Source organism: Nocardia cerradoensis NBRC 101014 (genome assembly GCF_000308535.1).
GTDB lineage: Bacteria > Actinomycetota > Actinomycetes > Mycobacteriales > Mycobacteriaceae > Nocardia > Nocardia cerradoensis.
Genome location: NZ_BAFW01000191.1, coordinates 1 through 25112 on the forward strand (window position 1 = coordinate 1; position 25112 = coordinate 25112).

At 68.0% G+C, this 25112-nt stretch carries 23 protein-coding genes, 1 other RNA gene and 2 pseudogenes; 9 read left to right on the forward strand and 17 right to left on the reverse strand.

Going from position 1 to position 25112, the window contains the following annotated elements:
* A pseudogene (locus ON23_RS20280) lies at window positions 1-182 on the forward strand (3-hydroxyacyl-CoA dehydrogenase); the annotation flags it as partial.
* 49 nt (window positions 183-231) lie between these two features.
* Here ON23_RS20280 and ON23_RS20285 read toward each other — a convergent pair.
* The 4 genes from ON23_RS20285 to ON23_RS20300 all read right to left on the reverse strand — a co-directional run bounded on the left by ON23_RS20285 (window position 232) and on the right by ON23_RS20300 (window position 6491).
* Window positions 232-1737: an alpha/beta fold hydrolase gene (locus ON23_RS20285; RefSeq protein WP_039780114.1), complete on the reverse strand. Its 1506-nt coding sequence runs from the start codon at window positions 1735-1737 to the stop codon at window positions 232-234.
* Between the two features lie 89 nt (window positions 1738-1826).
* Window positions 1827-2618 (reverse strand): thioesterase family protein, encoded by a 792-nt coding sequence (locus tag ON23_RS20290; RefSeq protein WP_039780097.1) that lies wholly within the window; start codon window positions 2616-2618, stop codon window positions 1827-1829.
* Window positions 2619-2666: 48 nt separating this feature from the next.
* Entirely contained in the window at window positions 2667-5459 is a 2793-nt protein-coding gene (locus ON23_RS20295; RefSeq protein WP_244969798.1) for a hypothetical protein, read from the reverse strand.
* Between the two features lie 213 nt (window positions 5460-5672).
* Window positions 5673-6491, reverse strand: coding sequence for a dienelactone hydrolase family protein (locus ON23_RS20300; protein ID WP_039780115.1), 819 nt, complete (start codon window positions 6489-6491; stop codon window positions 5673-5675).
* Window positions 6492-6581: 90 nt separating this feature from the next.
* Between ON23_RS20300 and ON23_RS20305 the strand changes: the two genes are divergently transcribed.
* Together ON23_RS20305 and ON23_RS20310 are read left to right on the forward strand one after the other, a co-directional pair.
* Entirely contained in the window at window positions 6582-7553 is a 972-nt protein-coding gene (locus ON23_RS20305; protein WP_039780099.1) for a GlxA family transcriptional regulator, read from the forward strand.
* Window positions 7554-7626: 73 nt separating this feature from the next.
* Window positions 7627-8316 carry a DUF899 domain-containing protein gene (locus ON23_RS20310; protein ID WP_039780100.1) on the forward strand — a complete coding sequence of 230 codons (690 nt, stop codon included), beginning with the start codon at window positions 7627-7629 and terminating at the stop codon, window positions 8314-8316.
* Between the two features lie 4 nt (window positions 8317-8320).
* On the opposite strand, the gene ON23_RS20315 is transcribed toward ON23_RS20310, so the two are convergent.
* From ON23_RS20315 to smpB, 3 genes are all read right to left on the reverse strand, one after another.
* Window positions 8321-9331, reverse strand: a complete 1011-nt coding sequence (locus tag ON23_RS20315) for a hypothetical protein (RefSeq protein ID WP_051042951.1) — start codon at window positions 9329-9331, stop codon at window positions 8321-8323.
* Window positions 9332-9569: 238 nt separating this feature from the next.
* Window positions 9570-9940, reverse strand: a transfer-messenger RNA (tmRNA) gene (gene ssrA / locus ON23_RS36540).
* A gap of 81 nt (window positions 9941-10021) precedes the next feature.
* A complete protein-coding gene (gene smpB, locus ON23_RS20320; RefSeq protein WP_039780117.1) occupies window positions 10022-10495 on the reverse strand; it encodes an SsrA-binding protein SmpB in 474 nt (157 codons plus the stop codon).
* Between the two features lie 331 nt (window positions 10496-10826).
* Between smpB and ON23_RS20325 the strand changes: the two genes are divergently transcribed.
* On the forward strand, window positions 10827-11195 hold the full coding sequence (locus tag ON23_RS20325) for a hypothetical protein (RefSeq protein WP_039780101.1): 369 nt from the start codon (window positions 10827-10829) through the stop codon (window positions 11193-11195).
* Between the two features lie 7 nt (window positions 11196-11202).
* Here ON23_RS20325 and ON23_RS20330 read toward each other — a convergent pair whose 3' ends face one another.
* The 9 genes from ON23_RS20330 to ON23_RS20365 all read right to left on the reverse strand — a co-directional run bounded on the left by ON23_RS20330 (window position 11203) and on the right by ON23_RS20365 (window position 18933).
* Entirely contained in the window at window positions 11203-11439 is a 237-nt protein-coding gene (locus ON23_RS20330; protein WP_039780102.1) for a WLR motif membrane protein, read from the reverse strand.
* Window positions 11440-11454: 15 nt separating this feature from the next.
* Window positions 11455-11682, reverse strand: a complete 228-nt coding sequence (locus tag ON23_RS20335) for an Rv3103c transmembrane domain-containing protein (protein WP_039780103.1) — start codon at window positions 11680-11682, stop codon at window positions 11455-11457.
* Window positions 11683-11849: 167 nt separating this feature from the next.
* Window positions 11850-13970 (reverse strand): DNA helicase RecQ, encoded by a 2121-nt coding sequence (gene recQ, locus ON23_RS20340; protein ID WP_083904104.1) that lies wholly within the window; start codon window positions 13968-13970, stop codon window positions 11850-11852.
* A gap of 123 nt (window positions 13971-14093) precedes the next feature.
* Window positions 14094-14999, reverse strand: coding sequence for a permease-like cell division protein FtsX (gene ftsX, locus ON23_RS20345; RefSeq protein ID WP_039780104.1), 906 nt, complete (start codon window positions 14997-14999; stop codon window positions 14094-14096).
* Entirely contained in the window at window positions 14999-15688 is a 690-nt protein-coding gene (ftsE, locus tag ON23_RS20350) for a cell division ATP-binding protein FtsE (RefSeq protein WP_039780105.1), read from the reverse strand. Before ftsE ends, ftsX begins: the two co-directional genes overlap by 1 nt.
* A 74-nt stretch (window positions 15689-15762) precedes the next feature.
* Window positions 15763-15918, reverse strand: a complete 156-nt coding sequence (locus ON23_RS38010; RefSeq protein WP_157104419.1) for an Rv3103c transmembrane domain-containing protein — start codon at window positions 15916-15918, stop codon at window positions 15763-15765.
* Window positions 15905-16762, reverse strand: coding sequence for a mechanosensitive ion channel family protein (locus ON23_RS20355; RefSeq protein WP_039780106.1), 858 nt, complete (start codon window positions 16760-16762; stop codon window positions 15905-15907). Before ON23_RS20355 ends, ON23_RS38010 begins: the two co-directional genes overlap by 14 nt.
* 127 nt (window positions 16763-16889) lie before the next feature.
* Window positions 16890-18002, reverse strand: a complete 1113-nt coding sequence (gene prfB / locus ON23_RS20360) for a peptide chain release factor 2 (RefSeq protein ID WP_036504255.1) — start codon at window positions 18000-18002, stop codon at window positions 16890-16892.
* Window positions 18003-18075: 73 nt separating this feature from the next.
* Window positions 18076-18933, reverse strand: a complete 858-nt coding sequence (locus ON23_RS20365; protein ID WP_039780107.1) for a helix-turn-helix domain-containing protein — start codon at window positions 18931-18933, stop codon at window positions 18076-18078.
* 132 nt (window positions 18934-19065) lie between these two features.
* On the opposite strand from ON23_RS20365, the gene ON23_RS20370 reads away from it, so the two are divergent.
* The 5 genes from ON23_RS20370 (at window position 19066) to ON23_RS20390 (ending at window position 24608) form a co-directional block, all read left to right on the forward strand.
* Window positions 19066-19653, forward strand: a complete 588-nt coding sequence (locus tag ON23_RS20370; RefSeq protein WP_039780108.1) for an NADPH-dependent FMN reductase — start codon at window positions 19066-19068, stop codon at window positions 19651-19653.
* Between the two features lie 276 nt (window positions 19654-19929).
* Complete coding sequence (locus ON23_RS20375; protein WP_039780109.1) at window positions 19930-20736, forward strand: SDR family oxidoreductase; 807 nt, start codon at window positions 19930-19932, stop codon at window positions 20734-20736.
* A gap of 56 nt (window positions 20737-20792) precedes the next feature.
* On the forward strand, window positions 20793-21578 hold the full coding sequence (gene hisN, locus ON23_RS20380; RefSeq protein WP_039780110.1) for a histidinol-phosphatase: 786 nt from the start codon (window positions 20793-20795) through the stop codon (window positions 21576-21578).
* A 360-nt stretch (window positions 21579-21938) separates the two neighbouring features.
* A complete protein-coding gene (locus tag ON23_RS20385) occupies window positions 21939-23324 on the forward strand; it encodes an acyl-CoA dehydrogenase family protein (protein ID WP_039780112.1) in 1386 nt (461 codons plus the stop codon).
* Between the two features lie 45 nt (window positions 23325-23369).
* Window positions 23370-24608 (forward strand): acyl-CoA dehydrogenase family protein, encoded by a 1239-nt coding sequence (locus ON23_RS20390; protein ID WP_039780113.1) that lies wholly within the window; start codon window positions 23370-23372, stop codon window positions 24606-24608.
* Window positions 24609-24673: 65 nt separating this feature from the next.
* On the opposite strand, the pseudogene ON23_RS38505 reads toward ON23_RS20390, so the two are convergent.
* A pseudogene (locus ON23_RS38505) lies at window positions 24674-25112 on the reverse strand (hypothetical protein); the annotation flags it as partial.

Below are 25112 nucleotides of genomic sequence, written 5' to 3' on the forward strand. Positions count from 1 at the left end.
CTCCGCTGTTCGCCACCCTGCCCGAGGAGGCCATCAAGGCCCTCGGCGCGCAGGTCCCGCACCCCGCCCGCCTCGGCGACCCCGCCGAATACGCGGCCCTGGCCCGCCACATCGTGGAGAACCCGATGCTCAACGGCGAGACCATCCGCCTCGACGGCGCGATCCGCATGGCGCCGCGCTGATTTCGTACCCGAAGGCCCGGCTTCCTCGGAAGCCGGGCCTTCGCGCGTGCTACGGCTCGGCTTCCGTGTCGGGCGCGCACACCACATCGGTCGCGGGAAACACGCCGTCGGCGAAGTATCCGTTGATCGCCGCGCCGACGCAGCGACTGAGGCCGGGACGAAACGTCATGTGAATCCGCACATCCGCCAGTGTCACGAGGCGGGACGCGCTCAGATCGCGATGCAGCGCGAGGGCGTGATCGTATGGTGTACGGGGGTCGCCGGTCGCCTGCACGATCAGCGCCGAAACCGAATTCCGCACCGCGGTAATGCTTTCCACGGGCCGGGGCCAGAAGGCGCAGGGCTGAATGTTCGCCGCCAGCGCGCCGAAGATCGGCTGCGTGGCGCGGCGTTGTTCGATCTCCGACCAGTAGCGCACCGGATCCTCGGGGGCGGCGTCGTCACCGCAGGCGACGAACGCCAGCGCCGAATCCTCGTATTGCCGAAGGGAATCCAGCGTATCCGTCAGCCAGGGCGTGTGGCCGGCCGGTGGCGTTGCGCCGGTCGCGGCCCGCAGTTCGGCGACGGTGTCGGCCATCTTCTCGTTCAGCCGGAAGTTGCCCAGCAGGTTGTGCAGCAGGAACGGCAGCCAATGATCGTCGATGACGAAGTCGTTCACCGTAATCGGCTGCCGGGCAATATCGTTCATCAACTGCTCGACCGCACCGCGTACCTGCGCGGCCGTCGTGCCGAAGTGGTAGTCCGGGTCGCGGCGGGCGGCCCATCCGGCCCAATCGTCCAGCGCCGCTTCGTCGGCGGCACCCCAATCGTGCACCATTCCGTTCCAGTATCGGTCGGGATCGATCGCACTGTCGAGCACCATGCGATCGACCGACCGCGGAAACAGCTGCGCGAACACCGCGCCCAGATAGGTGCCGTAGGAGACGCCGTAATAGCTCAGCGACGGTTCTCCGAGGACACGCCGGATCACCTCCATGTCGCGTGCCGTGTTGCGGGTCGTGAGTTGCCGCAGTGCGGCGGAATCGCCTGTCAGACAGGCCATTGCCAGGCGAGCGGCGCGGGCGGTGTCGGTGAGGAATCCGTCCCGTCCGACGCCGGCGGACCGGATCATCTCGCCGATCGGCCAGCCGCAGGTCCGGCCGCCGTCGGAGCGCCCGACGCCGCGGGGGTCCATTCCGATCAGGTCGTACTGTGCCCTAACCTCCGGCGCGAGAACGTCACCCAGCAGATCGACGGTATCCAGCCCGGACGCTCCCGGCCCGCCGGGATCGGCCAGCAGGACGCCGCGCCTGCGGTCCGGATCGGTCGCGGGCACCCGGGATATCGCGATGTTCAGGGTGCGGCCGTCGGGATCGGCATAGTCCAGCGGCACCCGCACCGCCGCGCAGGACCCTCCGGCGGCGTCCAGCGTCTCCACCGCACAAGGCTTCCACTTCGGCTGCTGCCGGTAGAAGCGGTCCATACCGGTGACGGGCGACGGGACCGCCGCGCCGGACGTGACGAGCACGGCCGCCACCGCCAGAACCGCGGCACCCCAGCGAAACACCCTCGACATCAACAGCTTCCAGCGCCACACTCGTCCACGTCGTCACGGTAGCCGAGGGATGCGGAGTCACCCGTGGCGGGAAGTACCGGAGGTACCCGCTACCGGTTCCCGATCAGCAAGGTCTGGGTGCTGCGGCCGACCGGCCCCTTCTCGTCGTAGAGCCGGGATTCGGCCATCCCGATGCCGCTGCGTTCCGGATAGGTGACCGCATCCAGGCAGACCCACTCCCCCACGGGTTCCCGATGCAGCGTGACGGTGAGGTCGGTGTTGATGAAAAGGTAACGCTCCCAATCCAGGACCGCGCTCACACCGTTACCGGAGTCGGCCGCCGCGAGGGTCCGCTCCAGTGGGCTCGGCGTGGTTCCGGCGACGATCGGATACCGCAGCTTGATCCAGCACACCGCCGGTCCGGGCTGCTGGAATGAGCCGGCGACGAAGCGGTAGTCGATCCCGGTGTGGAATCCGACGGGTTGGTTGCTGGGAAACTCCCCACTGTGCGCCACGGTGTCCGGCCCGGGATACGCGCCGGTGGCGACCGCGTCCGCCGGCACCTCGACCTCCGGATCGGCCACCCGCAACCGCCACGCGTTCGCCTTCAGCACCGGGCCGCGGTCGGTGGCGACGGTGGCCTCGATCAACTCCACGCTGCGCCCCGGACGCACCACCCGCGCCTCGGCCCGCAGCGGCGCGATGGGGACGGGTCCGAGAATTTCGACCGCCACGCGGCCGACCCGGAATCCCGGCCGCGGCTCACAGCGCTCGATCACATGCCCGAGCAGCGCCGACGGCGGTCCCGCGTGCTGCGCGTCCGGCGACCACGGACCGCGGGTCAGCTCGGTGGAGTGGAACAGCGCGGGATCCGTGGGATCGGGTCGATAGAAGGCCTCCATGGATCCTTACTACCGCACGGCACATGCCGACGATGCGGTGGTGTCGACTCATCTCGGCCGCACCCACGTTTCGGTTTCGCTTCCGGTGCCCGGAGGGCAGCCGTTGCCGCCGTCGGGCGGCAACGGCAGTTGCAGCAAACACGTCGGCGGGGTCTCGGCGTCGTTGAGATCCGAGGTCATCAGAATCGCGATCGATGCGCCGCTGACCAGTCCGCGGGGACCGTCGAAACGGAGATTCCCGGTCACGGTGTCGGCGTCGAGCTCACCCCGGCGCAGTTCGAGCGCGATGGCGGCACGGTTGACGACCGCACCGGAATACTCCGGCCGAGCCCGGTTTCGCTTGACCGCTCCCAGGAACAGTTCGGCTACGTCGAATCCGATGCCGGTGCGATCACCGGGCCAGCTCACCTGGAAATGCGGGAGCGCGCGGCGAAGATCGCGCAGCTCGGAACACAGTGTGTGCATATTCGGGCTCGCGGGCCGGACGGGTTCGCCGTCGCGAACGCAGTTTCTGCCGGCCAGCAGTGCCGGCACGCCCTTGGCGACGTAGTGCACGGGAAATCCGGTCGGCGCCGAATTCTGGACCAGTTTGTCCGATACCGCACGGGTGGCGGTGTCGTTGGCGAGGATCGGCGGCATGTCGGCACCGCAGTGCTGGGCCACCGCACTGACGAAGGGGCCGAAATCCGGATTGCGGCCGCCGAAGAACAGCAGATCGCTCGGCTGCGCGTGGTCCGCCGGTGCGCAGGGCATCCGCCGGCTCGGGATCTGGCCCTGATCGGACCAGGGTTCGATCTCGCCGAACCGGTCCCCGAGCTCGTGCCGCAGATCGTTCTCCAACGTGCGGACGTAGATATCGGCCGGGTCGTCGGAGACGTAGACGTTCACCTTGCCGTAGCGGGGGCTGCCATCGAGATTTCGCGCGCCGAGCACATACTCGGCGACCAACGTCGCCTGCATCGAATTGGGCAGGACGGGTTGGAAATACAGCGGTGAGACCTCCTCCAACCCGTCCGCGGACAGGGTGGTGGCCATGGTGGGAACCCCGAGCTCGCCCAATCTCGCGATCGCCCTGCGGGTTTCGGCGGTACTGCGGTCCAGGCCGATCACTCCGGCCACGGTCGGATCCGAACGCACCAACCGGCCGATCTGATGGTCGACCACCCAGGTGGCGTACCGCATCGTCGTCCCGCCGTTGGCTATCACGACGCGCAGCAGCGGTTCGGACGCACCGCTCTGTTTGTTGGCCCAGCGCTGCCGCACCGCCAATCCGGCCAGTTCCTCGGCCTGGGCGTGGGGATAGCGCCCGTTGCGATCGACATAGGTCATCCCGGCGAAGTAGACCAGCGTCACGAGGGGCCGGCGCGGATTGTCGTGGCGCAACCGGGCGGCCACGTCGTTCTGGTGGAAGACCTCGCGCTGCATTTCGCCGAGTTCGAGATCGTCGGAAAAGGTCTGTGCCGCAGAACTACTCAATCCGACACATTCGGTGCCGCGCACGGTGACATCCACCCCGGAACGCCACGGCGACGCGGTACATCCGGCGACGAGCCGTGGCTGGACGACGGCAACGGCGGCCGCCACCAGGGCGACGACCGGGAGCAACGCCACCGCGGCCACCATCGACCGGCGGGCCGCCCACGGCGGTGCGGGCGGATAGGCCAGATCGGACCGATCGAACCGCGACAGCGATGTGCTCAGGGCCTCCGGAAGCGGCAGCGTGAGGTACCAGCTGTCGGTGTTGCGATGGCGGCGGCTCTCGTCGATATCCTCGCGCCACGAGAGCAGCGGATCATAAGTTTCACCGTCGACCGTGACACCGAGATCGTCGAATCGCGCATCCGGTGACTCCGTCGAATGCTCGATCCGCGCCACGATCACCAGCGGATCGAAAAGCCCTGTCTCGTTGCGGATCTCGTTGAGGAAGCGGATCATGCGATCGGCGCCGTCGTCAGCGGTGACGCCGTCGAGGAGCGCGACCGGGTAGGCGGTGCGCCGCCACCCCGAAGGCCGCCACGGCGCGCGTCGATAGGCTGCACGCAGATCCTCGAGAAACGCGTTCAGCAGCAGCTTCGCGATCTGGTCCTTGTTCTCCCGGGCGCGCATCGGCTCGGTCAGCCGGACTCCGAAGCCGACGAAGCTGTGCGACAGGCCCGGAGAAAGGTAGCGCTGGTGCATGAACCAGTAGCTCACCCGCGAGAGTCCCGGAATGTGCGAACTCACGAACAACCACAATCGCACCACCGGCCACACCGACAACAGCACGGTCAAAACCCGGGCAACGGTGCCGCCCACCGCGCCCAATGCGGTCGCGGAACGATCGGCCGACGGCGTCCCGCGCAGCAACTGCGGCAGCCGTTCCCGTAGCTCATCGGAGGCGTCGGTCGCCGAACCCTGCAATCGCTGCCTGGTCAGCCAGTCGGCGGTGCGGTAGCGGGGAAACGGAATGGGCCCCATGGCCGTATCGTCACTGGCGAAGCAGGTGTAGAGCTCGTGCAGGATCGGCAGGCAGTGCCCCTCCATTTCCTGATCGCCGGCGGGGGCGAAACCCGGAGTGAACATATCCGGCGCTGCGGCGGCGACATCGATCACCGCGCGCGGCACCGCCCGCCGTCCTCCGGGTTCGGCCAGCCACTCCCCTGTGCGCGGCAGCAGACCGGTGGTGCGGTCGAATTCGGTTGTCTCCGGGGCGATCAGCCGCACGATCGGCGGCGGCAGACGGCGACTCTTCCGGCGGCGCAGCAGGGTCGGCAGAATCCGCGGTCGCTCATCCGGAACGTAGACCGCCCGCAACGCCTTCAGATACTTGCGGATATAGCGCTCGCGGTCCGCCATTGCCATCCCCGATCGTGAGTGCTCCCCATCACTTCCAGAGTTCCCGGAACTGTAACCGACTACGCGTGCGGACGCAGAATCCGGTGCGGCGGAGGGATTCCGGGTGCGAACCGCTATCGCCCGGCAATCTCACCGACGCGCGGCGGATGCGTGCGCTCCCGGCGGCAGCCGGTGCGACCGGGTCTTCGGACTGGGGCGAGGACGACGCCGCTCGTCGCGCTACTCCGTTGCCGGTGCGTGCAGGCGCGCGCCGAGGAACGCGAGAATCTCGTCGCGGGCCGCGCGGGTGGGGTGGCCCTCCTGGTCGACGAAGTGCGCGGTGACGATGCTGTGCGGGGTCTGGACGACGTCGCGGAAAAACGGCGGCGGGGTGGGGTGGGCGGCATCACCCGCCAGCACGCGGCCGTCGAAGGCGTCGCCGAGCAGGGCCCGGTAGGCGGCGAAGCGCCGGCCCGTGCACCAGCGGTCGTTGTCGAAACGGTAGGCCAGAACCGTGAGCCCGTCGCGCCGGATACGGTCGCGGATCGCGGCCGCGTCCTCCTCGCTCAACTCGAGCCCGGCCGGATCGTCGAGCGGCAGCGAGGGATGATTCACCACCGGCGCGACGACGGCCGGTTCGAGGGTCATGGTGAGCGCGAAATTGCCGGTGAAACACAGCCCGAGCGCGCCGACTCCGGGGCCGCCGCATTCGTCGTGGGCCAGCCGCGCGAGTCCGCGCAGCCATCGGGTGACGGGACTGGTGCCCCCGCCCGCGAAGGCGCGGAATTCGGCACTCACGCAGGCGCGACGCACGACTTCGGCGCCGTCGTCGGCCGTCGGATAGGCGCCGTCGACGCCGAACAGCGACGGCAGGTAGACGGTGAACCCCGCATCGCGGATCCAGCGCGCGAGCCGCAGAACGTCGGGGCTGATGCCCGGCATCTCCGGCATCACCACGACGGCCGGGCCGGATCCGGCCGTGTAGACGGTCTTGCTCACCCCGTCCACGTCGACGAGACGGGGCACGAAGGCGGCGATCGGGTTGTCGTCGATAGTCATCGGGTCAGCGTCGGCCGGAATCGGCGGGAAAGCGATCGGCGGGATCGCCAGATCGAGGGGTAATCTCGCCAACGGACGAGGAGGCGGGTCGTGAGCGCGTATCGGGTCGGTGTGCTGGCATATCCGGGCTGCTTCGCGTCCGAGGTGTTCGGGATTCCCGATCTGCTGACGATGGCCGCGCATGTCGCGGGTCCGGACCGCGCGGGGTACGAGGTGACGGTGGTCTCGCCGCGGCGCCGGGTGGTGGCCTCCGGCGGTGTGGCACTGACGGTTTCGCCGTTGCGGGAGGTCGACATCCTGGTGGTGCCGGGCTTCGAACTCGTTCCGGGCGTCGATCCGGATGCCCGGCTGCCGCCGCTCACCGCCGAGATCGCCGCGATCCGCGACCATGCCGCCGCGGGCGGCGCCGTCGTATCGATCTGCGTCGGCGCTTTCCTGCTCGCCCGGGCGGGCCTGCTCACGGGCCGGCAGGCGACGACGACCTGGTTGTTCGCCGACGAACTCGCCCAGCAGTGTCCGCAGGCCGACATCCGGTCCGATCGACTGGTCGTCACCGATCGCGGTGTGACGACCACGGCCGCGTTCAGCGCCATGTACGACTTCGCACTGGACTTGATCGCGCGCCACAGCGGCCCACGGGTCGCGCGCACGACCGCCCGGATCGCGCTCGTCGACGACGCCCGCTCGTCACAGACTCCGTATGTCGACGCTCGCCTGCTGCCGCAACCCGGAAATATGTTCTCCCGCAGGGTGATGCGCCATCTAGACCGCAATCTCTCCATCCGCTACGACCTCACCGCACTGGCGAACACCTTCCACGTGAGCACCCGCACGCTGCTGCGGCGCTTCGCCGACGAGACCGGGCACAGCCCGCTCGACTATCTGCAGTCCGCGCGCGTGCGCCGCGCCCGCCATCTGCTCGAAACCACCGACCGCACGGTCGCCGACATCTGCGGCGCCGTCGGATACCGGGACGCGGGCACCTTCGCCGCCCTGTTCGCCGCACACACCGGGCGACGCCCCGGGGACTACCGCTCCACCTTCCGCCGCAGCCGTTCGTGAATCGACCGATGAGTTCCGGAGCGAGCTCACGTCTTTATCTACAGCTCGCAAGCCGAACGGTCAGGGAGGACCCATGAGCACCACAGCACTGCCGCCCGTCGTCGACGCCGAGACCTGGCAGCGTGAACTCGACGCGCTGCGGGTACGGGAGAAGGCGGCGACCCGGGAACTCGACGCGATCGCGGCCGCGCGCCGCCGCCTGCCGATGGTGCGGATGCCCGACTACACCCTCGAGGGCGAGGAGGGGCCGGTTCGGCTGGCGGACGTCTTCGACGGCAGGTCGCAGTTGATCGTCTACAACCACATGTGGTTCCCGGGCGAGACGTGGCAATGTCCCGGTTGCACCGGATTCACCTCGCAATTCACCCGATTGGAGTTCCTGGACAACTGGGACGCCCGCTTCGTCATCGTCACCCAGGGACCGATCGACGAGGCACTGGCCTACAAACGACGCGTCGGCAACGCGATGACCTGGTACTCGACCGCGAACAGCTCCTTCGGCACGGACGTCGGCGCACCTCCCGGCGGCGGCTTCGCGGTCAACGTCTTCCTCCGCGACGGCGACACGGTCTACCGCACCTGGCACACCGACGGCCGCGGCACCGAACAGCTCGGCTACACCTTCGCCCTGATCGACCTGCTGCCCTACGGCCGCCAGGAGGAATGGCAGGACTCGCCCGAGGGATGGCCGCAATCGCCCACCTACAGCAAATGGAGCGGGTCGAAGGAGATCGCGGCGGCCTACGGCGAACCCGGCGCCTGAGCGGCTACAGCACCGGCGGGCGCTGATCGTCGGCCTCGGCCCGGACCGCCTCCTCGAACCCCGACTCGTACTCCTCGCAGTACAGCAGCCGGCAGCCACGGATCGCGTCCAGCAGGTCTTCCAGCAGGTCGACCGCCGGACGGGCCGGGTCGAGGCAGGAGATCCGGAATTCGTCGGTGAGCGCCGTCAGGCCATCCTCGTCGAGTTCGTCTCCGCGCAAACGCCTTTCGATCGCCTCCGCCGCTTCGATGATCCGGGCCGGGTTGCGCACCCGGCCCTCGGCGGCGGCGAGCGCGTCGGCGATCAAATCGACCACCACGGCGGTCGGGCTCTCACCCGCACACAACCGCTCCAGCACCAGAGTCGGCGTCTCCACCCGGAGCGCCTCCAGATTGTCCGCTTCCGCGACCACGTGCACCGGATGCACCTCCGCGGCCTCGGCCGCGACCTGAGCGGAGAGGTACAGCCAGCGCGCGGCCGCCACCGCGGCGGCGGCCGGGTCGATATCGGTGAACCGGCCGATGGAGGCCAGCGGGTCGGCGTAGAGCAGCGCATCGGCCGCGTGCACCTGCACCGGCGAAATATCGGCCCGCGACAACTCCACCGCCTGCCGGGCCCGCCCGGACAGATCGCCCAGCTCGGCCGCCTCGATCGCCGCCTGCTCGGTGCGCACCTCGGCGACCAGGGCATCCACCAGCGTCGCGTCGCCGATCAGATGCGCCACCCGCCCGATCCGATGCGCCGCCTCCTCGATCACGCTGTAGGAGACCGCCATCATCCCGTCCGCATCCGGCAGATTCGGTTCCCGCACGGCCGCCTCCACCTCCCGGAACCGGTTGCGCTCCTGCGCCCGATGCCACGCCACACTGTTGGGCACCTCCGGATCCCCCGCCGCCGACGCCGGATGCGTATAGGTCCGCCACTGATACTCCGACAGCTTCGTCAACCCCGCCGCCAGCGCGAGCGCGACCTCCGCCTCCACCGTCTCCGGCAAAGTCGCGATCGTCTCGGCCACATCTCCCCTGCCGGTCCCCCAACTCGCGACAAGTGCGCCGGCCCCCTGCTCAAATGCATACCGCGTCACGCTGTCAGTTCTACCCTCGTGGACAGACGCGAGCCGAAAATTGCGATCACGACGTTCGGTGTGGGCCCCCGGCAAGCCGGTTATCCCTCGGTCATGCCCGCGCCACCCGGCCGGCACCACGCTGGAGCATGAAAAAGGCCCCTCACCTGGGCTTCAGGTGAGGGGCCCGTCGTGGAGCTGCCGGGAATTGAACCCGGGTCCTCCGCCGCTTCTCCAGGGCTTCTCCGTGTGCAGTTCGCTAAGCCTCTACTCGGATCTCTCGGTCACGCGAACAAGCCGAGATGACGATCCCAGTCGCTGTTTGTTGTCCCGTACGACTCCGCGACCGAGCCGGACGGTGAAGCTCTCTAGCTGATGCCAGTACCCGGGCCGAGAGCAAACCCGGACTGACAGACACGCTCTACTGCTTAGGCAGCGAGAGCGTAGTCGCGCTGATGAGAATCGGCGCTTATTGGGTTACAGCGACGCTTACGGTGGTCTCCTGCCTGCACCGACACGCTTCCCCTGAATCGACGTACGCAGTCGAAACCGATCAGCCCCGTAGTCAACTCAGTTGAACACCCGGCTGGTGGGCCGGGCTGTTCATACTAACATCACTTCGCCTTCAGACATTCCCGCCGGTCAGCGCATGCCTTTCACACGCCGGCCGAGTTCGCGCGTCACCTCGCGCTCCGCCGTGCGGCGAGCGAGGTCGTGGCGCTTGTCGTAGTCCTGCTTACCCTTGGCCAGCGCCAGTTCGACCTTCACCTTGCCGTCGGTGAAGTACATCGACAGCGGGACGAGAGTCTGCGAGCTCTCCTTGGTCTTGCCGGTGAGCTTGTCGATCTCACGGCGATGCAGCAGCAGTTTCCGGGTGCGGCGCGGGGCGTGGTTGGTCCAGGTGCCGTGCCCATATTCGGGAATGTGCAGGCCACGCAGCCACACCTCACCGTCGTCGATGGTGGCGTAGGCGTCCACCAGCGACGCCTTACCCTCCCGCAGGCTCTTCACCTCGGTACCGACCAGCGCGATCCCCGCCTCGAAGGTGTCGAGGATCGTGTAGTTGTGCCGCGCCTTGCGGTTGGTGGCGATGACCTTGCGCCCCTTCTCCTTCATGTACACCTTTCCCTCGACTCCGCGCAGCTCGGCGGCGCTCCACGCTGTCATTGTGCCTCGATGCCCGCTGAGCGTACGGACCTGTCCGGTTTACACGTCCGCCGAACAGAAGGAAAACGAAATTCCGGCCCGGAACATGCCGTGATCCGGCTCACGGTCGGCTGACATCCGGCAACCCGCCCGGGAGCGGTGACGCGGGCGGAAACCACCGCACCGGACAGCGGCGGCTGCGGACGATTGCGGACATCCCCACCGCCGGGAACCGATTCCGTGTGCCCATCGGCGGGCGGGCGCGCAAAATGATTGCGTGACAACGGTACCCAGATTCAGAGTGAGCACCGCCTCGGATCGTGTACTCGACGACCCGACCGATGCGCAACTACACGACCTGCTCGCCGAGTTGGATTATCGAGAACCCCAACTCGTCGTCGAACGCCCGGGTTCGCCTGCGGCCCAACACTATCTGCGCGTCGAGATGGATCGGCGCATCGATCCCGACGACGGTCGCGGCTATATCGTCGAGTACGGCGGCGGCGGGCCGGGTATGCAGTTCCGCGCCAGCGTGCGCGACACCGCGCGCTGGGGCACCCCGCACTCCCCCGCCTTCGAACTCGTCGCAAAGACCGTGCAGGACTGGGCCTTTCAACGCTACGGCTGGCACGAAGCGATGATGTGGGAGCGGGTCGGCGCCGACCGCTGACGCGCGGTCAGCCGCCAGGCCGGACCTGCAGGTACAGAATCAGCAGGGCGATCCACGCGAGCAGCAGCACCACGGTTGTCAGCCGCGGGCGACCCAGCGGGCTCGCGTGCGGACGCAGCCACCCGGCCTCGACCGAATCCGCTCGGGTGCGGCGAGGTCCGGGTTTCGCGGCGTCCGGCGGATCGCCGCCGGGGCCGGAATCCGACGACTGATCGGAGCGGTCGTCGTGATGGTCGTGGGACATAGCGGCACGCTACCGCTATCCGCCGGGCCGCACCGCCAGATAGAGCGCCAAAACGGCAATCCAGACGGTAATCAGCGCCAGCGTCGACGGCCGCATACCGGTGCGGGCCCGCCGCAGCCGCCGGGGCATGCCGATCCGGCCCAGGGGCCGCACGCCGAGCCGCGAAGGATCCGGCGTGGCGGCCACGGTCGAATCGGCGTCCGCAGCCTTGTGGTTTCCCGGCAACCCGTTGGTCTCGATCACTCCGTCCTGGCCATGCGTCACGGCGAGACAATTACCCTCGCCGGGTGGAGGGATAAACGTGCACCGGGCTTCATCCCCCGCGGCGGCGTGGCAGTCGACTCCGCCCGCGCGGACACCCGAAACCACCGACCGCGCTGGTGAGCGGCCAGACCGGCTCACCGAGCGGTTCAGTAGAACTCGTCCGGCGGGGGCTCGAAATCGGCGTCGGGGATGCCCCAGTTCACCGAATCACTCGGGGCTGCCGGTTCCGCGGCCTCGAACCTCGAACGCGTGACCGGGGCGCGAGATCCTTCGGGGCGCGAGCGGGCACTCGATGCCGCTGCGCGAACCGAGCCGCGCTGGTCGGCCGGTCGCTCGGCTCGGTTCGAAGGCAAGGCCGGCGCCTCAGGGGCACCGCCCGAGCTCCCTCCATCGAATCCCGCGACCACTTCGAGGACACCCTCGCCGTACTTCGCGAGCTTGTTCTCACCGATGCCGCTGATGCCGCCGAGTTCGGCCAGGCTCGCGGGGGCCCGACCGGCGATATCGCGCAGGGTCGCGTCGTGGAAGACGACGTAGGCGGGAACGCCCTGCTCCTTGGCGACCGAGGCACGCCACGCACGAAGCTGCTCGAACAGATCCGCCGCCGCGGGCGCCAGCTCGGCCGCGGCGAGGCGGGACGCCTTCGCCTTGGCGGCGCGCGGCGGCTTCACTCGTTCCGGCTCGCGGCGCATATGGACCGTGCGCTTCTTGAACAGCACCTCGTCACTGGCTTCGGTGAGGGTCAGCACGCCGTATTCACCGTGCACCGCGAGCAGGCCCTGGGCGAGCAATTGGCGAATCACGCCGCGCCACTCGGTATCGCGCAGATCGGCGCCGACGCCGAAGACCTTCAGCTCGTTGTGCTTGTGCTGCAACACTTTCGGATTCGACTTGCCGAGCAGGATGTCGACGATATGTCCGGCGCCGAAACTCTGCCCGCGTTCGCGTTTGAGCCGCAGCACCGTCGAGAGCACCTTCTGCGCGGCCACCGTGCCGTCCCAGGATTCCGGCGGGTTCAGGCAGGTGTCGCAGTTGCCGCAGGTGTCACCGGACTGGCCGAAGTAGTTGAGCAGCTGGGTGCGGCGACACTGCACGGTCTCGCACAGCGCGAGCATCGCGTCCAGATGCAGTTGCAGCTGCCGCCGGTGCGCCGCGTCGCCCTCGGAGGAGTCGATCATCTTGCGTTGCTGCACAACATCGTTGAGTCCGTAGACCATCCAGGCGGTGGACGGCAGTCCGTCACGACCGGCGCGGCCGGTCTCCTGGTAGTAGCCCTCCACCGACTTCGGCAGGTCCAGATGTGCCACGAACCGCACATCGGGTTTGTCGATGCCCATGCCGAAGGCGATGGTCGCGACGACGATCAGACCGTCCTCGCGCAGGAACCTGGACTGATTGGTGGCGCGGGTGCGCGCGTCCAGGCCGGCGTGATAGGGCACCGCCTCGATCCCGTTGCGGCACAGGAATTCCGCGGTGCGCTCGACCGAATTGCGGGACAGGCAGTAGACAATGCCCGCCTCCCCCGGATGTTCGGTGCGGATGAAGGACAGCAGCTGCTGATCGGCGCGATTCTTCGGCTCGATCCGGTACTGGATATTGGGCCGGTCGAAACCCGCGACGAAATGCTTCGCCCCGGTGAGGTCGAGCCGCTCGGCGATCTCGCGGCGGGTGGCCTCGGTGGCGGTGGCGGTCAAGGCGATCCGCGGCACGTCCGGCCAGCGTTCGTGCAGGACCGACAGCGCCAGATAGTCGGGCCGGAAGTCGTGCCCCCACTGCGAGACACAGTGCGCCTCGTCGATGGCGAAGACCGACACCTTGCCGCGATCGAGCAAATCCGCGGTCGATTCGAGCTTCAACCGCTCCGGCGCCAGGTACAACAGGTCCAGCTCGCCCGCGACGAACTGCGCCTCGACCGTGCGCCGCTCGTCCGGGTACTGGGTGGAGTTGAGGAACCCGGCCCGCACCCCGAGCGCGGTCAGCGCGTCCACCTGGTCCTGCATCAGCGCGATCAGCGGTGAGATGACCACACCCACCCCGGGCCGCACCAGCGCCGGAATCTGATAACACAGCGACTTGCCGCCGCCGGTGGGCATCAGAACGAGCGCATCGCCACCGGAGACGACCTGCTCGACGATCTCACGCTGTAATCCCCGGAAACTGTCGTACCCGAATACGCGCTGCAGAACCTGTTGCGCCGCATCGGTTTCCACAGTGTGCGACGAAGCGTCGGCCGTCTCGAGCGTCTCCGGGGAAGTCACGCCAGCCATCCTACGGACCCCCACCGACGATCCGAACCCCCAATCCACAGCCGCACCCCGTGCACGAGGCTCCCCCGCCGTAGTCGGCGGAGCCATCGGCCTGCCCTGCTCCGGCTGGAACCGGGAACGACCCTATTCGCGCACGTAGTAGCGCAGCGTGCCGTAGGCCGTCAGCGCGGCGAACACGATGCCCACCGGCACCACGGTCAGCGCCACCACCGCGATGTCGTCGCCGGTGATGCGCGGGAAGACCTTCGATGCGAACAGGTCGCCGAGGGCGCGGTCGATGACCAGCGGCCGCGCGATCATCAGTCCGATCACCGCCAGCACCGACCCGGCCAGGGCGGCGACCACCGCCTCGAGCAGGAACGGCAACTGGGTGTACCAGCGCGTCGCACCGACCAGACGCATGATGCCGACTTCCTCACGGCGGGTGAACGCCGCGATCTGCACCATGTTCGCGATCAGCAGCAGGGCGGCCAGGGCCTGCAGCACGGCCAGGCCGAAGGCCGCGTTGCGCAGGCCGTCGAACAGGCTCACCAGCCGGTCGACGATGTCCTTGTCGTTGCGCACGAATCCGACACCGGGCTTGCCCTGGAAGTCCTTGAAGATGCGCGGGTACTGCGCGGCGTCGGTCATCTTGACGCGCAGCGAGGCCGGCAGGGGCGACTCACTGACGTATTTGGCCAGCTCGGGCTGGTCCTTGAAGGTCTTCTCCTTCGCCTCGCGGACCGCCTCCTCGCGATTGAGGTACTGCACCGATTCGACGCCGGGCTCGGATTTGAGCGACGACATCAGCGCCTTGCACGGATCCTGCGAGCAGTCCGGATCGTTGGCCGAGACGTCCTCGGTCAGGTACAACCGCACCTCGAGCCGGTCCAGGAAGTACTGCTCGGTCTTGTCGGCCATCCGGACGGCCAGCATGCCGCCGCCGAGCATGGTGAGCGAGACCGCGGTGGTGAGGATCATCGCGATGGTCATGGTGACGTTGCGGCGTAGGCCATTGAAGACCTCACCGAACAGGAAGCTCGCGCGCATTACCGGCCCACCCCGTACACGCCGGTGGCCTCGTCACGAACCAGGCGCCCGCGATCGAGTTCGACCACGCGCCGGCGCATGGCGTCGACGATGTGGTTGTCGTGGGTGGCCATCAGCACCGTGGTGCCCGTGCGGTTGATGCGTTCCAGCAACATCATGATGTCCTGACTGGTGTCGGGGTCCAGGTTGCCGGTGGGCTCGTCGGCGAGCAGCACCAGCGGCCGGTTCACGAACGCGCGTGCGATCGCGACCCGCTGCTGTTCACCGCCGGACAGCTCGGTCGGCAGGCGGTCCGCCTTACCGGACAAACCCACCAGGTCCAGGGCCTCCGGCACCGCCCGATTGATGAATTTGCGATTCTTGCCGATCACCTCGAGCGCGAACGCCACGTTCTGCTCGACCGTCTTCTGCTGCAGCAATCGGAAATCCTGGAAGACGCAGCCGATGCGCTGGCGCAGCTTGGGCACCCGCCGTCCCGGCAACCGGTCGACCCGGAAATCGGCGACATGCACTTCGCCGGTGGTCGGCTTGACCTCTTTCAGCAACAGTTGCATGAACGTCGATTTACCCGACCCGGACGGTCCGATAATGAAGACGAACTCGCCCTTGTCGACCTCGACCGAAACATTGTCCAGCGCGGGTCTCGTCGAGGTTTTATAAGACTTGGTGACGTTCCGCAGGGTGATCACGAGGTGCCAGTGTAGCCAGCGAAGTCATGGCACACTTCGGCCCACTCCGCGGCATGCGACTTGTCACAGAGAGGTCAGCGGGCAGGCGCGGTCGTCAGCGCGGAACCGGAAACGGTATTCGCGATGTTGAACCCGGAATGGTCCGGTGTGGCCGGTTTCACGAACAGATACAACACGAGCGTCGCGACCCAGACACTGAGCAGGATCGCGGTCGATTTACGCGGTTTCACTCAAACCCTCCCGACGCAGCGCCGCGGCGACACGCACGCGCAGCTCACGTCCGACGTCGAATTGTTTACCCGGCAGTGTGCGGGCCACCATCCGGATGTTCATCTGATCGACGGTGAGATCTTCCAGACCCATCACCGTAGGTTCGTCCAGCAGTAGCGATTTCAAACGGCGATCCTGAAATGCCTTGGCGCCCACCTCGTGCAGGATCTCGTTGACCTTGGTGATGTCGGCGGTGGCGGGCACCGGCACGTCGATCGCCGCACGGGCCCAATCCTTCGACAGATTGGTCACTTTCACGATCTGCCCGTTGGGCACCGTGATGACCTCCCCGTCGGGATTGCGCAGCGTGGTGATCCGCAGCGTGACGTCCTCCACGGTACCTTCGGCCGGCTCGGATTGCCCGGTGACCGCGATGCGCACCACATCACCGAATCCGTACTGCCGCTCGGTGATCAGGAAGAATCCGGCGAGCAGGTCCTGCACGATGCGCTGGGCGCCGAAACCGAGCGCGGCACCGAGCACCGCCGCCGGCGCGACCAGGCCGCTGAGCTGGAAACCCAAGCGCCGCAACACTTCCAGTGATACCAGGAAGTACACGATCACCAGCACCACCCAGGTGATGACCTGGGCCAGCGCGTGCCGATGTTTGGCGGCCTCCGTGCGCACCAGCGAATCGCTGCTCTGGAAGCCGGAGTCGATGCGGCGGGTGATCCGGTCGCGCACGAAGGTGGCGAAGCGGCTGAACAGCATCGCGCCCACGATCAGCAGCACGATCTCGAGGCCGCTGCCACGCAGCCACGAGGTGAATTCCGCCCCGGTTCCGGCAGCGAGAGTCGTCGTCATCGGCGCATCCTTTCCGGTATCAACCGTGCACCGACACAAGCCATTCTGCCGCCCGAACACACGCCAGACAGGTTACTACGACCGCCCACCGACCGATATGCCGTGATTGTGCCGTGATAGGCGGGTCTCACGCGTCCTGGCGCATCCGCCAGCGGATTCCCTCTTCGATGAAGCCGTCGATATCACCGTCGAGAACCGAGGACGGATTGTTCACCTCGAAGTTGGTGCGCAAGTCCTTGACCATCTGATACGGGTGCAGCACGTACGAGCGCATCTGATTACCCCAGGAGGCGCCCTCGTTGGTCTTGAGCGCATCCATCTCGGCGCGCTCCTCCTGGCGTTTGCGCTCGAGCAATTTCGCCTGCAACACGCGCATCGCCGAGATCTTGTTCTGCAGCTGCGACTTCTCGTTCTGGCAGGTCACCACGATGCCGGTCGGGATGTGGGTGATCCGCACCGCCGAGTCGGTGGTGTTGACGCTCTGACCGCCCGGACCCGACGAGCGGTACACGTCGACGCGGATCTCCGATTCCGGCACCTCGATGTGGTCGGTGCCCTCGACCACCGGCAGCACCTCGACCTCGGCGAAGGAGGTCTGGCGCCGGCCCTGGTTGTCGAAGGGGCTGATCCGCACCAAGCGGTGGGTTCCCATCTCCACCGACAGGGTGCCGTAGGCGTAGGGCACCTTCACCGCGAAGGTGGCGCTCTTGATGCCGGCCTCTTCGGCGTAAGAGGTGTCGTAGATCTCGACCGGGTACTTGTGACGCTCGGCCCAACGCACGTACATACGCATCAACATCTGCGCCCAGTCGGCGGCGTCCACCCCGCCCGCGCCCGAGCGGATGTTGACCAGCGCCTCGCGCTTGTCATATTCACCCGAGAGCAGAGTGCGGACCTCCATCGCCTCGACGTCGGCGTGCAGCGCGGCGCGTTCGGCGTCGGCATCGGCCAGCGCGGACGTGCGGGCCTCGCCCTCTTCCTCTTCGGCGAGTTCGTAGAGCACCGGCAGATCGTCGAGCCGCTGCCGCAGTTCGGTGACGCGACGCAGCTCACCCTGGGCATGCGACAGCTCGCTGGTCACCTGCTGGGCGTGTTCCTGGTTGTTCCACAGCTCCGGGTCGGCGGCCTGATGTTCGAGTTCGTCGATGCGACGGCGCAGCTCGTCGACATCGAGTACCGACTCGACAGTCTTCAACGTGGTGTCGAGTTCGGCGAGATCAGCGGAAACGTCAGGATGCACGGTTGTCCAATCTACCGCTCGCGCAGGTGGCGGTGAAATGCGGCGAGGCCGGCGGCCCCGGCGCCGCGGCGACTCAGCCCGATACCGCGCGCAGTCCCCCCGGGCGGCGGCCCAGCAGCGCGTCGAGGGCCGCGGCGGTCGCGTCGTCGGCGGGCAGCTGGACCTGGATGTACTGGTCGTCGTCGGCGGACAGGTCCAGCCGTTCGTAGGCCAGCCGCAGCGGGCCGGCCTCGGGATGGTCCATCCGGCTGATGCCACTGGTATCGGGCAGTCCGGCGATGTCGGCGACGCGCCGGGTGAATTCGGCACCCGCCAGCAGTGTCAGCTCGTCGGCGAGCACCGCGATGGCCGGATCCGAGCGGAAGGGACCTGCCTTCAGAGTCGCCACCGCGAGATCGGCACGATGGTCCCATTCCGGGTACACGATGCGGGCGCGCGGATCGGTGAACAGCCAGCGCGGGTAGCCCGCGGGCAGGCCGTGGTCGAGCAAGCCGGTGCCGCCGACCAGCGCACGATAGCCATCGGTGCAGCTCAGGATCTCACCGAGCCGGTTGAAGACGGCCGCGGGCGCCGGGGCGAGCCGGTCCAGAATCGCTTGCACCGCGGGCCGGACCCGGCGATTGGGCAGCGCGCCGCCGGTACAGCTGAAACCCGGGTCGGCGGACTTGACCAGCCGATGCAGCTGGACGCGCTCGCTCGGGCTCAACCGGAGGGCATCGGCCACCGCGGACAGCACGCCCGTCGACGGATGCCGGTCGCGACCCTGTTCCAACCGGATCAGATATTCGACGCTGACTCCCGCGAGTGTCGCGAGTTCGGCGCGGCGCAATCCAGGGGTGCGGCGGCGGGGTCCGGCCGGGAGCCCGACCTCGGCGGGGGTGACCGCCTCCCGCCGAGTGCGCAGGAAAAGCCCCAGCTCGTTATCGCTCACAGTTCGACGCTAACAGCGCGGGGCGCCCCGAGGGTATCCCTCTCACTACCACCCTCACAGCGGGCTCCCTGGCCGCGCGCCCGGACGGCAGAGTCGACGACAGCGAACGTCGCTTTCCGAAGGAGATCCGAAATGTCCAGCAGCACACTGCGGCTCGCCGTTGTCATCGCCAGCGTCCGGGAGGGCCGCTTCGGGCCGGTGGTCGGTGAGTGGTTCGCCGAGCAGGCCCGGCGGCACGACGGCTTCGAGGTCGATCTGATCGACCTCGCCGACGCGGATCTGCCCGTCGCGCTGCCGGCCGTCTCACCGCGGATCGAACCGAATCCGCAGCGTCCGGCCGGAATGCTCGATCTCACCGCGCGCTTGGACGCCGCCGACGCGATGGTCGTCGTCACGCCGGATATCAACAACAGCTACCCGGCCTCGATCAAAACCGCGATCGACTGGCACTACACGCAGTGGGACCGCAAGGCGATCGGCTTCGTCGGCTACAGCGGGGCGAGCGGCGGGCTGAACGCCATCGCGCATCTGCGGCAGGTGTTCGCCGAGCTGAACGCGCACACGATCCGGGATTACGTGTCCTTCCCCCGCTACTACCAGCAGTTCGACGCCGAGGGACAGTGGACCGCACCGAGCGAATCCGAGGCGGCGGCAGCGGGGATGCTCGACCAATTGCATTGGTGGGCGAGCGCTTTGGCGGCGGCGCGGGTCGCGGCGTGAACAACGGCCGACGCGGGCTCGAGGTCCGTGAAGGGTGAACCAATCGTGCAAACCTCGACGAAAAAACGCGAAAACCGCCTGAGGCGGCGTGGTTTGCACGATTAGTTCAGCGATGGAGGTCTCGCTACCTGCGGATCGGCGCCGCTGCCGCCCGGACGGCCGGACGTTGTCCGGCAGGCCCGCTCAGCGGAACGGCGCCCCCGCGCGACGGCGACCGGCCACTAGCCTCGATTTCGAATGTCTTCGTGGTTTCATCCAGCCGAAACAGGAGGGTCGATGGGGACCATCGCCGTTACCGGGAGCGCGTCGGGGATCGGGGCGGCCGTCGCCGCCCACCTGGAGAAAGAAGGGCACCGGGTCATCGGTGTCGATCTGCGCGACACCGAAGTGACCGCCGACCTGTCCACGGCCGAGGGCCGGGCGCACGCGGTCGCGGAAATCACCCGGATCAGTGCGGGCCGGCTGGACGGATTCCTGCCCTTCGCCGGAGTCGCCGCGGCGACCGGGCGGCCCGGTGGGCTCGTGGTGTCGGTGAACTATTTCGGCGCGATCGCACTGCTGGAGGGGCTGCGGCCGCTGTTGCGCGAATCCGGCAACGCCTCCGTGGTGCTGGTGTCGTCGAATTCCACGACGACACAACCGCTGTGGCCGGTGGAGCTGGCCGACGCGTGCCTGGCCGGCGACGAGGAACGGGCCCGCGGCATCGCCGAATCGTTCGGTGACCTGGGCGCGATCCAGGCCTATCCGGCCACGAAAGCGGCCCTGGCCTGGTACGCCCGCACCAAATCGGCGGAATACATCGCCGACGGCATCCGTCTCAACGCCATCGCGCCCGGCATCATCGACACCCCGATGACCCAGGAAGGCAGCAAGGACGCGCTCACCGGCGAGGGGATGAAGCAGTTCCTCGCCATGACCCCGATCGGGCGGCCGGGACGCCCGGAGGAGATCGCCGAGCTCGCGGCCTTCCTGCTGTCGGACAAGGCCGGCTTCTTCGTCGGCTCGGTGATCTTCTGCGACGGCGGTATCGATGCGGCCTTCCGCGGTAAGGATTGGCCCGCGGTCTGGAATCCGCAGCAGTAGGTGGGGCACCGCGAGGCCGAATGGCTCCGACCGGGTGCGCCGATTACGGTTGCCGTGTGAGCGATCATGCCGGCGATCTCGAACTTGCCCTGCAGTTGGCCGATGCGGCCGATGCGATCACCCGTGATCGTTTCGGCGCCCTCGACCTGAAGGTGAACAGCAAACCGGATCTGACTCCCGTCTCGGACGCGGATCTGGCGGTGGAGCGGGCGCTACGCGAAATCCTCATCGATCGGCGCCCGCACGACGCCGTACTGGGTGAGGAGTTCGGCGGTGAGGCCGAATTCATCGGACGGCAGTGGGTGATCGACCCGATCGACGGCACCAAGAATTTCGTGCGCGGAGTTCCGGTGTGGGCCAGCCTGATCGCGCTGCTGCAGGACGGTGTTCCCGTCGTCGGCGTCGTCAGCGCGCCCGCGTTGAGCCGACGTTGGTGGGCCGCAACGGGTTCCGGCGCGTGGACCCGGTTCGAGGCCGGGGAGCCGAAGCCGATCACGGTGTCCGAGGTCGGCGGCCTGAATTCGGCCAGTCTCGCGATCTCCAGCCTCTCCGGTTGGCGGGACCTGGGTCTGCGGGATCAGTTGATCGAGCTGACCGATCAGGTGTGGCGCACCCGCGGCTACGGCGACTTCTTCGGCTACTGCCTGCTCGCCGAGGGCGCGGTCGATATCGCCACCGAGCCGGAGGTCTCGCTGTGGGATCTGGCGCCCCTCGATGTGCTGGTGCGCGAGGCCGGCGGCCGCTTCACCGCCCTGGGCGGAACCCCCGGACCGCATCACGGTAGCGCGGTCGCCACCAACGGGTTGCTGCACGACTCGGTACTCGCCGCGCTGCGCCCCTGAGGACGGCGGCCCGGCACACGTGCGACGCCGGCACGGTCTCACCCTGCCGACCGACCGCCACCCGCCGAGCGCATGCCTCCGACAACCCCGAACATCCGACGGAACCGAACGCCGCATCGCGCCGAAGCCCGGCCGATGCGGCGTTCGTCGTTCGACGCGGCTTCACCTGGGTACTCGATGGCCGTCCTGGTCAATTGCCCTGCTTGTGCGGGGCGGTTGCCGAGACGGCGATGGGATCGAGATCACGGCGATATCCGCAGCCTCTCGACTGCGTTCTTACTCTGGAGTAAGATAGACTTACTCGAAAGTAAGATCCTGGGACCGATCACCCGACACCCACACCCGAGAAGACTGGTGACTATGAGCACTCGAGACACCGCAACGGAGCGACGTCCGGATTCCGCCGTCGGCCTCAACCCGGTCAAGCGCGACTGGATGGGCGCGGCCATGCGGGTCATGACGACCATTACCGGTTCCGAACTGGCCGAGAAGTACAACCTGCGCAAGCCCATCGAACGGCTGACCTACGAGGGCACCAAGACCGGCTTCCGCACGCTCGGCGCCGCGACCCGCGCATTCGGCAAGGTATCCGGTGGCGGTAAGCCGAAGCGCCTGCCCGCCAACGAGTCCCGCAGCAAGGACTACTTCGACCTCACCCCGACCGACGAACAGCAGATGATCGTCGAGACGGTGCGCGAATTCGCCGCGGAGATCCTGCGCCCGGCGGCCTACGAGGCCGACGGCGCGGCCCAGGCGCCCAAGGATCTGCTCGAGCGCGCCGCCGAACTGGGCATCACGCTGATCAACGTGCCCGAGGAACTCGAGGGTGCGGCCACCGAGCGTGGCGCGGTCACCAACTCGCTGGTCGCCGAGGCGCTGGCGCACGGGGATATGGGCCTGGCGTTGCCGATTCTGGCCCCCTCGGGTGTGGCCGTCGCGCTGTCGCAGTGGGGTTCGGACGCCCAGCAGCAGACCTACCTGGGCGCCTTCACGGGTGAGAACGTGCCGCAGGCCTCGGTCGTGATCAGCGAGCCGCGGGCGCTGTTCGATCCGTTCGCGCTGCAGACCAAGGCCACCCGCTCCCCCAGCGGCTACCGGATCAACGGCGTCAAGAGCCTGGTTCCGGCCGCCGCCGACGCCGAGCTGTTCATCGTCGGCGCCGAAATCGACGGCCGCCCCGCGCTTTTCATCGTCGAATCGGATACGCCGGGTGTGGTGATCGAGGCCGACCCGAGCATGGGCCTGCGCGCCGCCGGCCTGGGCCGGCTGATCCTGGACAACGTCGCGGTTCCGGCCGAGGCCATCCTGGGTGACGGCGACGCCGCTCAGCGGGCCGAGGAATACGCCGACGCCGTACGGCTGGCCCGCCTGGGCTGGGCGTCGCTCGCGGTCGGCACCGGCCAGGCCGTGCTGGACTACGTCAAGCCGTACGTGAAGGAGCGCGAGGCGTTCGGCGAGCCGATCGCGAACCGGCAGGCGGTGGCGTTCATGGTCGCCAATATCGCCATCGAACTCGACGGCCTGCGGCTCGTGACTCTGCGGGGTGCGTCACGCGCGGAGCAGGGGCTGTCCTTCTCCCGGGAGGCGGCGCTGGCCCGCAAGTTCGCCACCGACAAGGGCATGCAGATCGGCCTGGACGGCGTGCAACTGCTCGGCGGTCACGGCTATACCAAGGAACACCCGGTCGAGCGCTGGTACCGCGATCTGCGGGCGATCGGCGTCGCCGAAGGTGTGGTCCTGATCTGATCCGGGTCTCCTCGACCCCTGAACCGTATTGATGGAGACATTCCGATGATCAATCTCGAACTCCCCAAGAAGCTGCGGGCCAGCGCCAACCAGGCCCACCAGGTCGCCGCCGAGATCTTCCGCCCCATCTCGCGCAAGTACGACCTGGCCGAGCACGAGTACCCGGTGGAGCTCGACACCATGGCCGCCATGGTGGAGGGCCTGGCCGACTCCGGCACCCAGGACATCTCCGGCGCCACCGGCGGCCGCAAGGCCAAATCCGGTGAGGACACCGGCGACAGCCACGCCACCGAACTGCTCGGCAACAGCAACGGCGGCAACATGTCCGCACTGCTCAACGCGCTCGAAACCTGCTGGGGCGACGTCGGTTTGATGCTGTCGATCCCCTACCAGGGTCTGGGCAACGCGGCCATCGCCGCGGTCGCCACCGACGAACAGCTCGAGCGCTTCGGCAAGGTGTGGGCCGCGATGGCCATCACCGAGCCGTCCTTCGGTTCGGACTCCGCGGCCGTGTCGACCACCGCGGTGCTCGACGGCGACGAGTGGGTTCTCAACGGCACCAAGATCTTCGTGACCGCCGGCTCGCGCGCCACCCACATCGTGGTGTGGGCCTCGGTCGACAAGTCCAAGGGCCGCGCGGCCATCAAGTCGTTCGTGGTGCCGCGCGATGCCAAGGGCCTCACCGTCGCTCGCCTCGAGCACAAGCTCGGCATCAAGGCCTCCGACACCGCCGAACTGCGCCTCGAGGACTGCCGCATTCCGGCGGACAACATCCTCGGCAGCCCGGAAGTCAACGTGGAGAAGGGTTTTGCCGGGGTCATGCAGACCTTCGACAACACCCGCCCGCTGGTGGCCGCGATGGCCATCGGCGTCGGCCGCGCCGCCCTCGAGGAACTGCGCGCCATCCTCGAGGAGTCCGGCGTCGAGATCTCCTACGACATCCCCGCCAACAACCAGTCCGCCGCCGCCGCGGAATTCCTTCGCATGGAATCGGATTGGGAAGCCGCCTACCTGCTCGCCCTGCGCGCGGCGTGGATGGCCGACAACAAGAAGCCCAACTCCCTCGAAGCCTCCATGTCCAAGGCCAAGGCCGGGCGCATGGGCACCGACGTGACCTTGAAGGCCGTCGAACTCGCCGGTGCGGTGGGCTACTCCCAGCGCACGCTGCTTGAGAAGTGGAGCCGCGACTCGAAGATTCTCGACATCTTCGAAGGCACCCAGCAGATCCAGCAGCTGATCGTGGCACGGCGGGTGCTCGAACTGAGCAGCGCGCAGCTGAAGTAGGTTGCGGGACAACGGAAAACCGGTGTGGGTTGATTCCGACCCCACCGGTTTTTTCGTGCGTACGGTCAGGTCTTGGCCGGCGGCGGGTTGGCGCTGTTCGCGGGGCCGGTGGTGGCGAGTCGCTGCCAGGGGTGCGAGCCGGGCGGGGAGATGCCGAACTGCCAGCGATCCCCCGGGCGATAGTTCGCCGGGACGGCGGTGGGCTCGCCGACGGGATTCGAGTCGGCGCTCGAATTCGCCGCATCGGCACCGGAATTCGCGGTCTCGCCGGAACCGGAGCTGTGCGCCGAGGTCGTACCCGATCCCTGACCGGAAGCCGAGGTAGTGCCGGAGCCGGACCCCGAGGCGTCACCGGAACCGGAGGCCGAACCGTCACCCGAGCCGGAACCCGAAGCATCGCCAGAACCGGAGGCCGAACCGTCACCCGAGCCGGAACCCGAAGCATCGCCAGAACCCGAGCCGGATCCGTGACCGTGACCGTGGCCCGATCCCGAACCGTGGCCT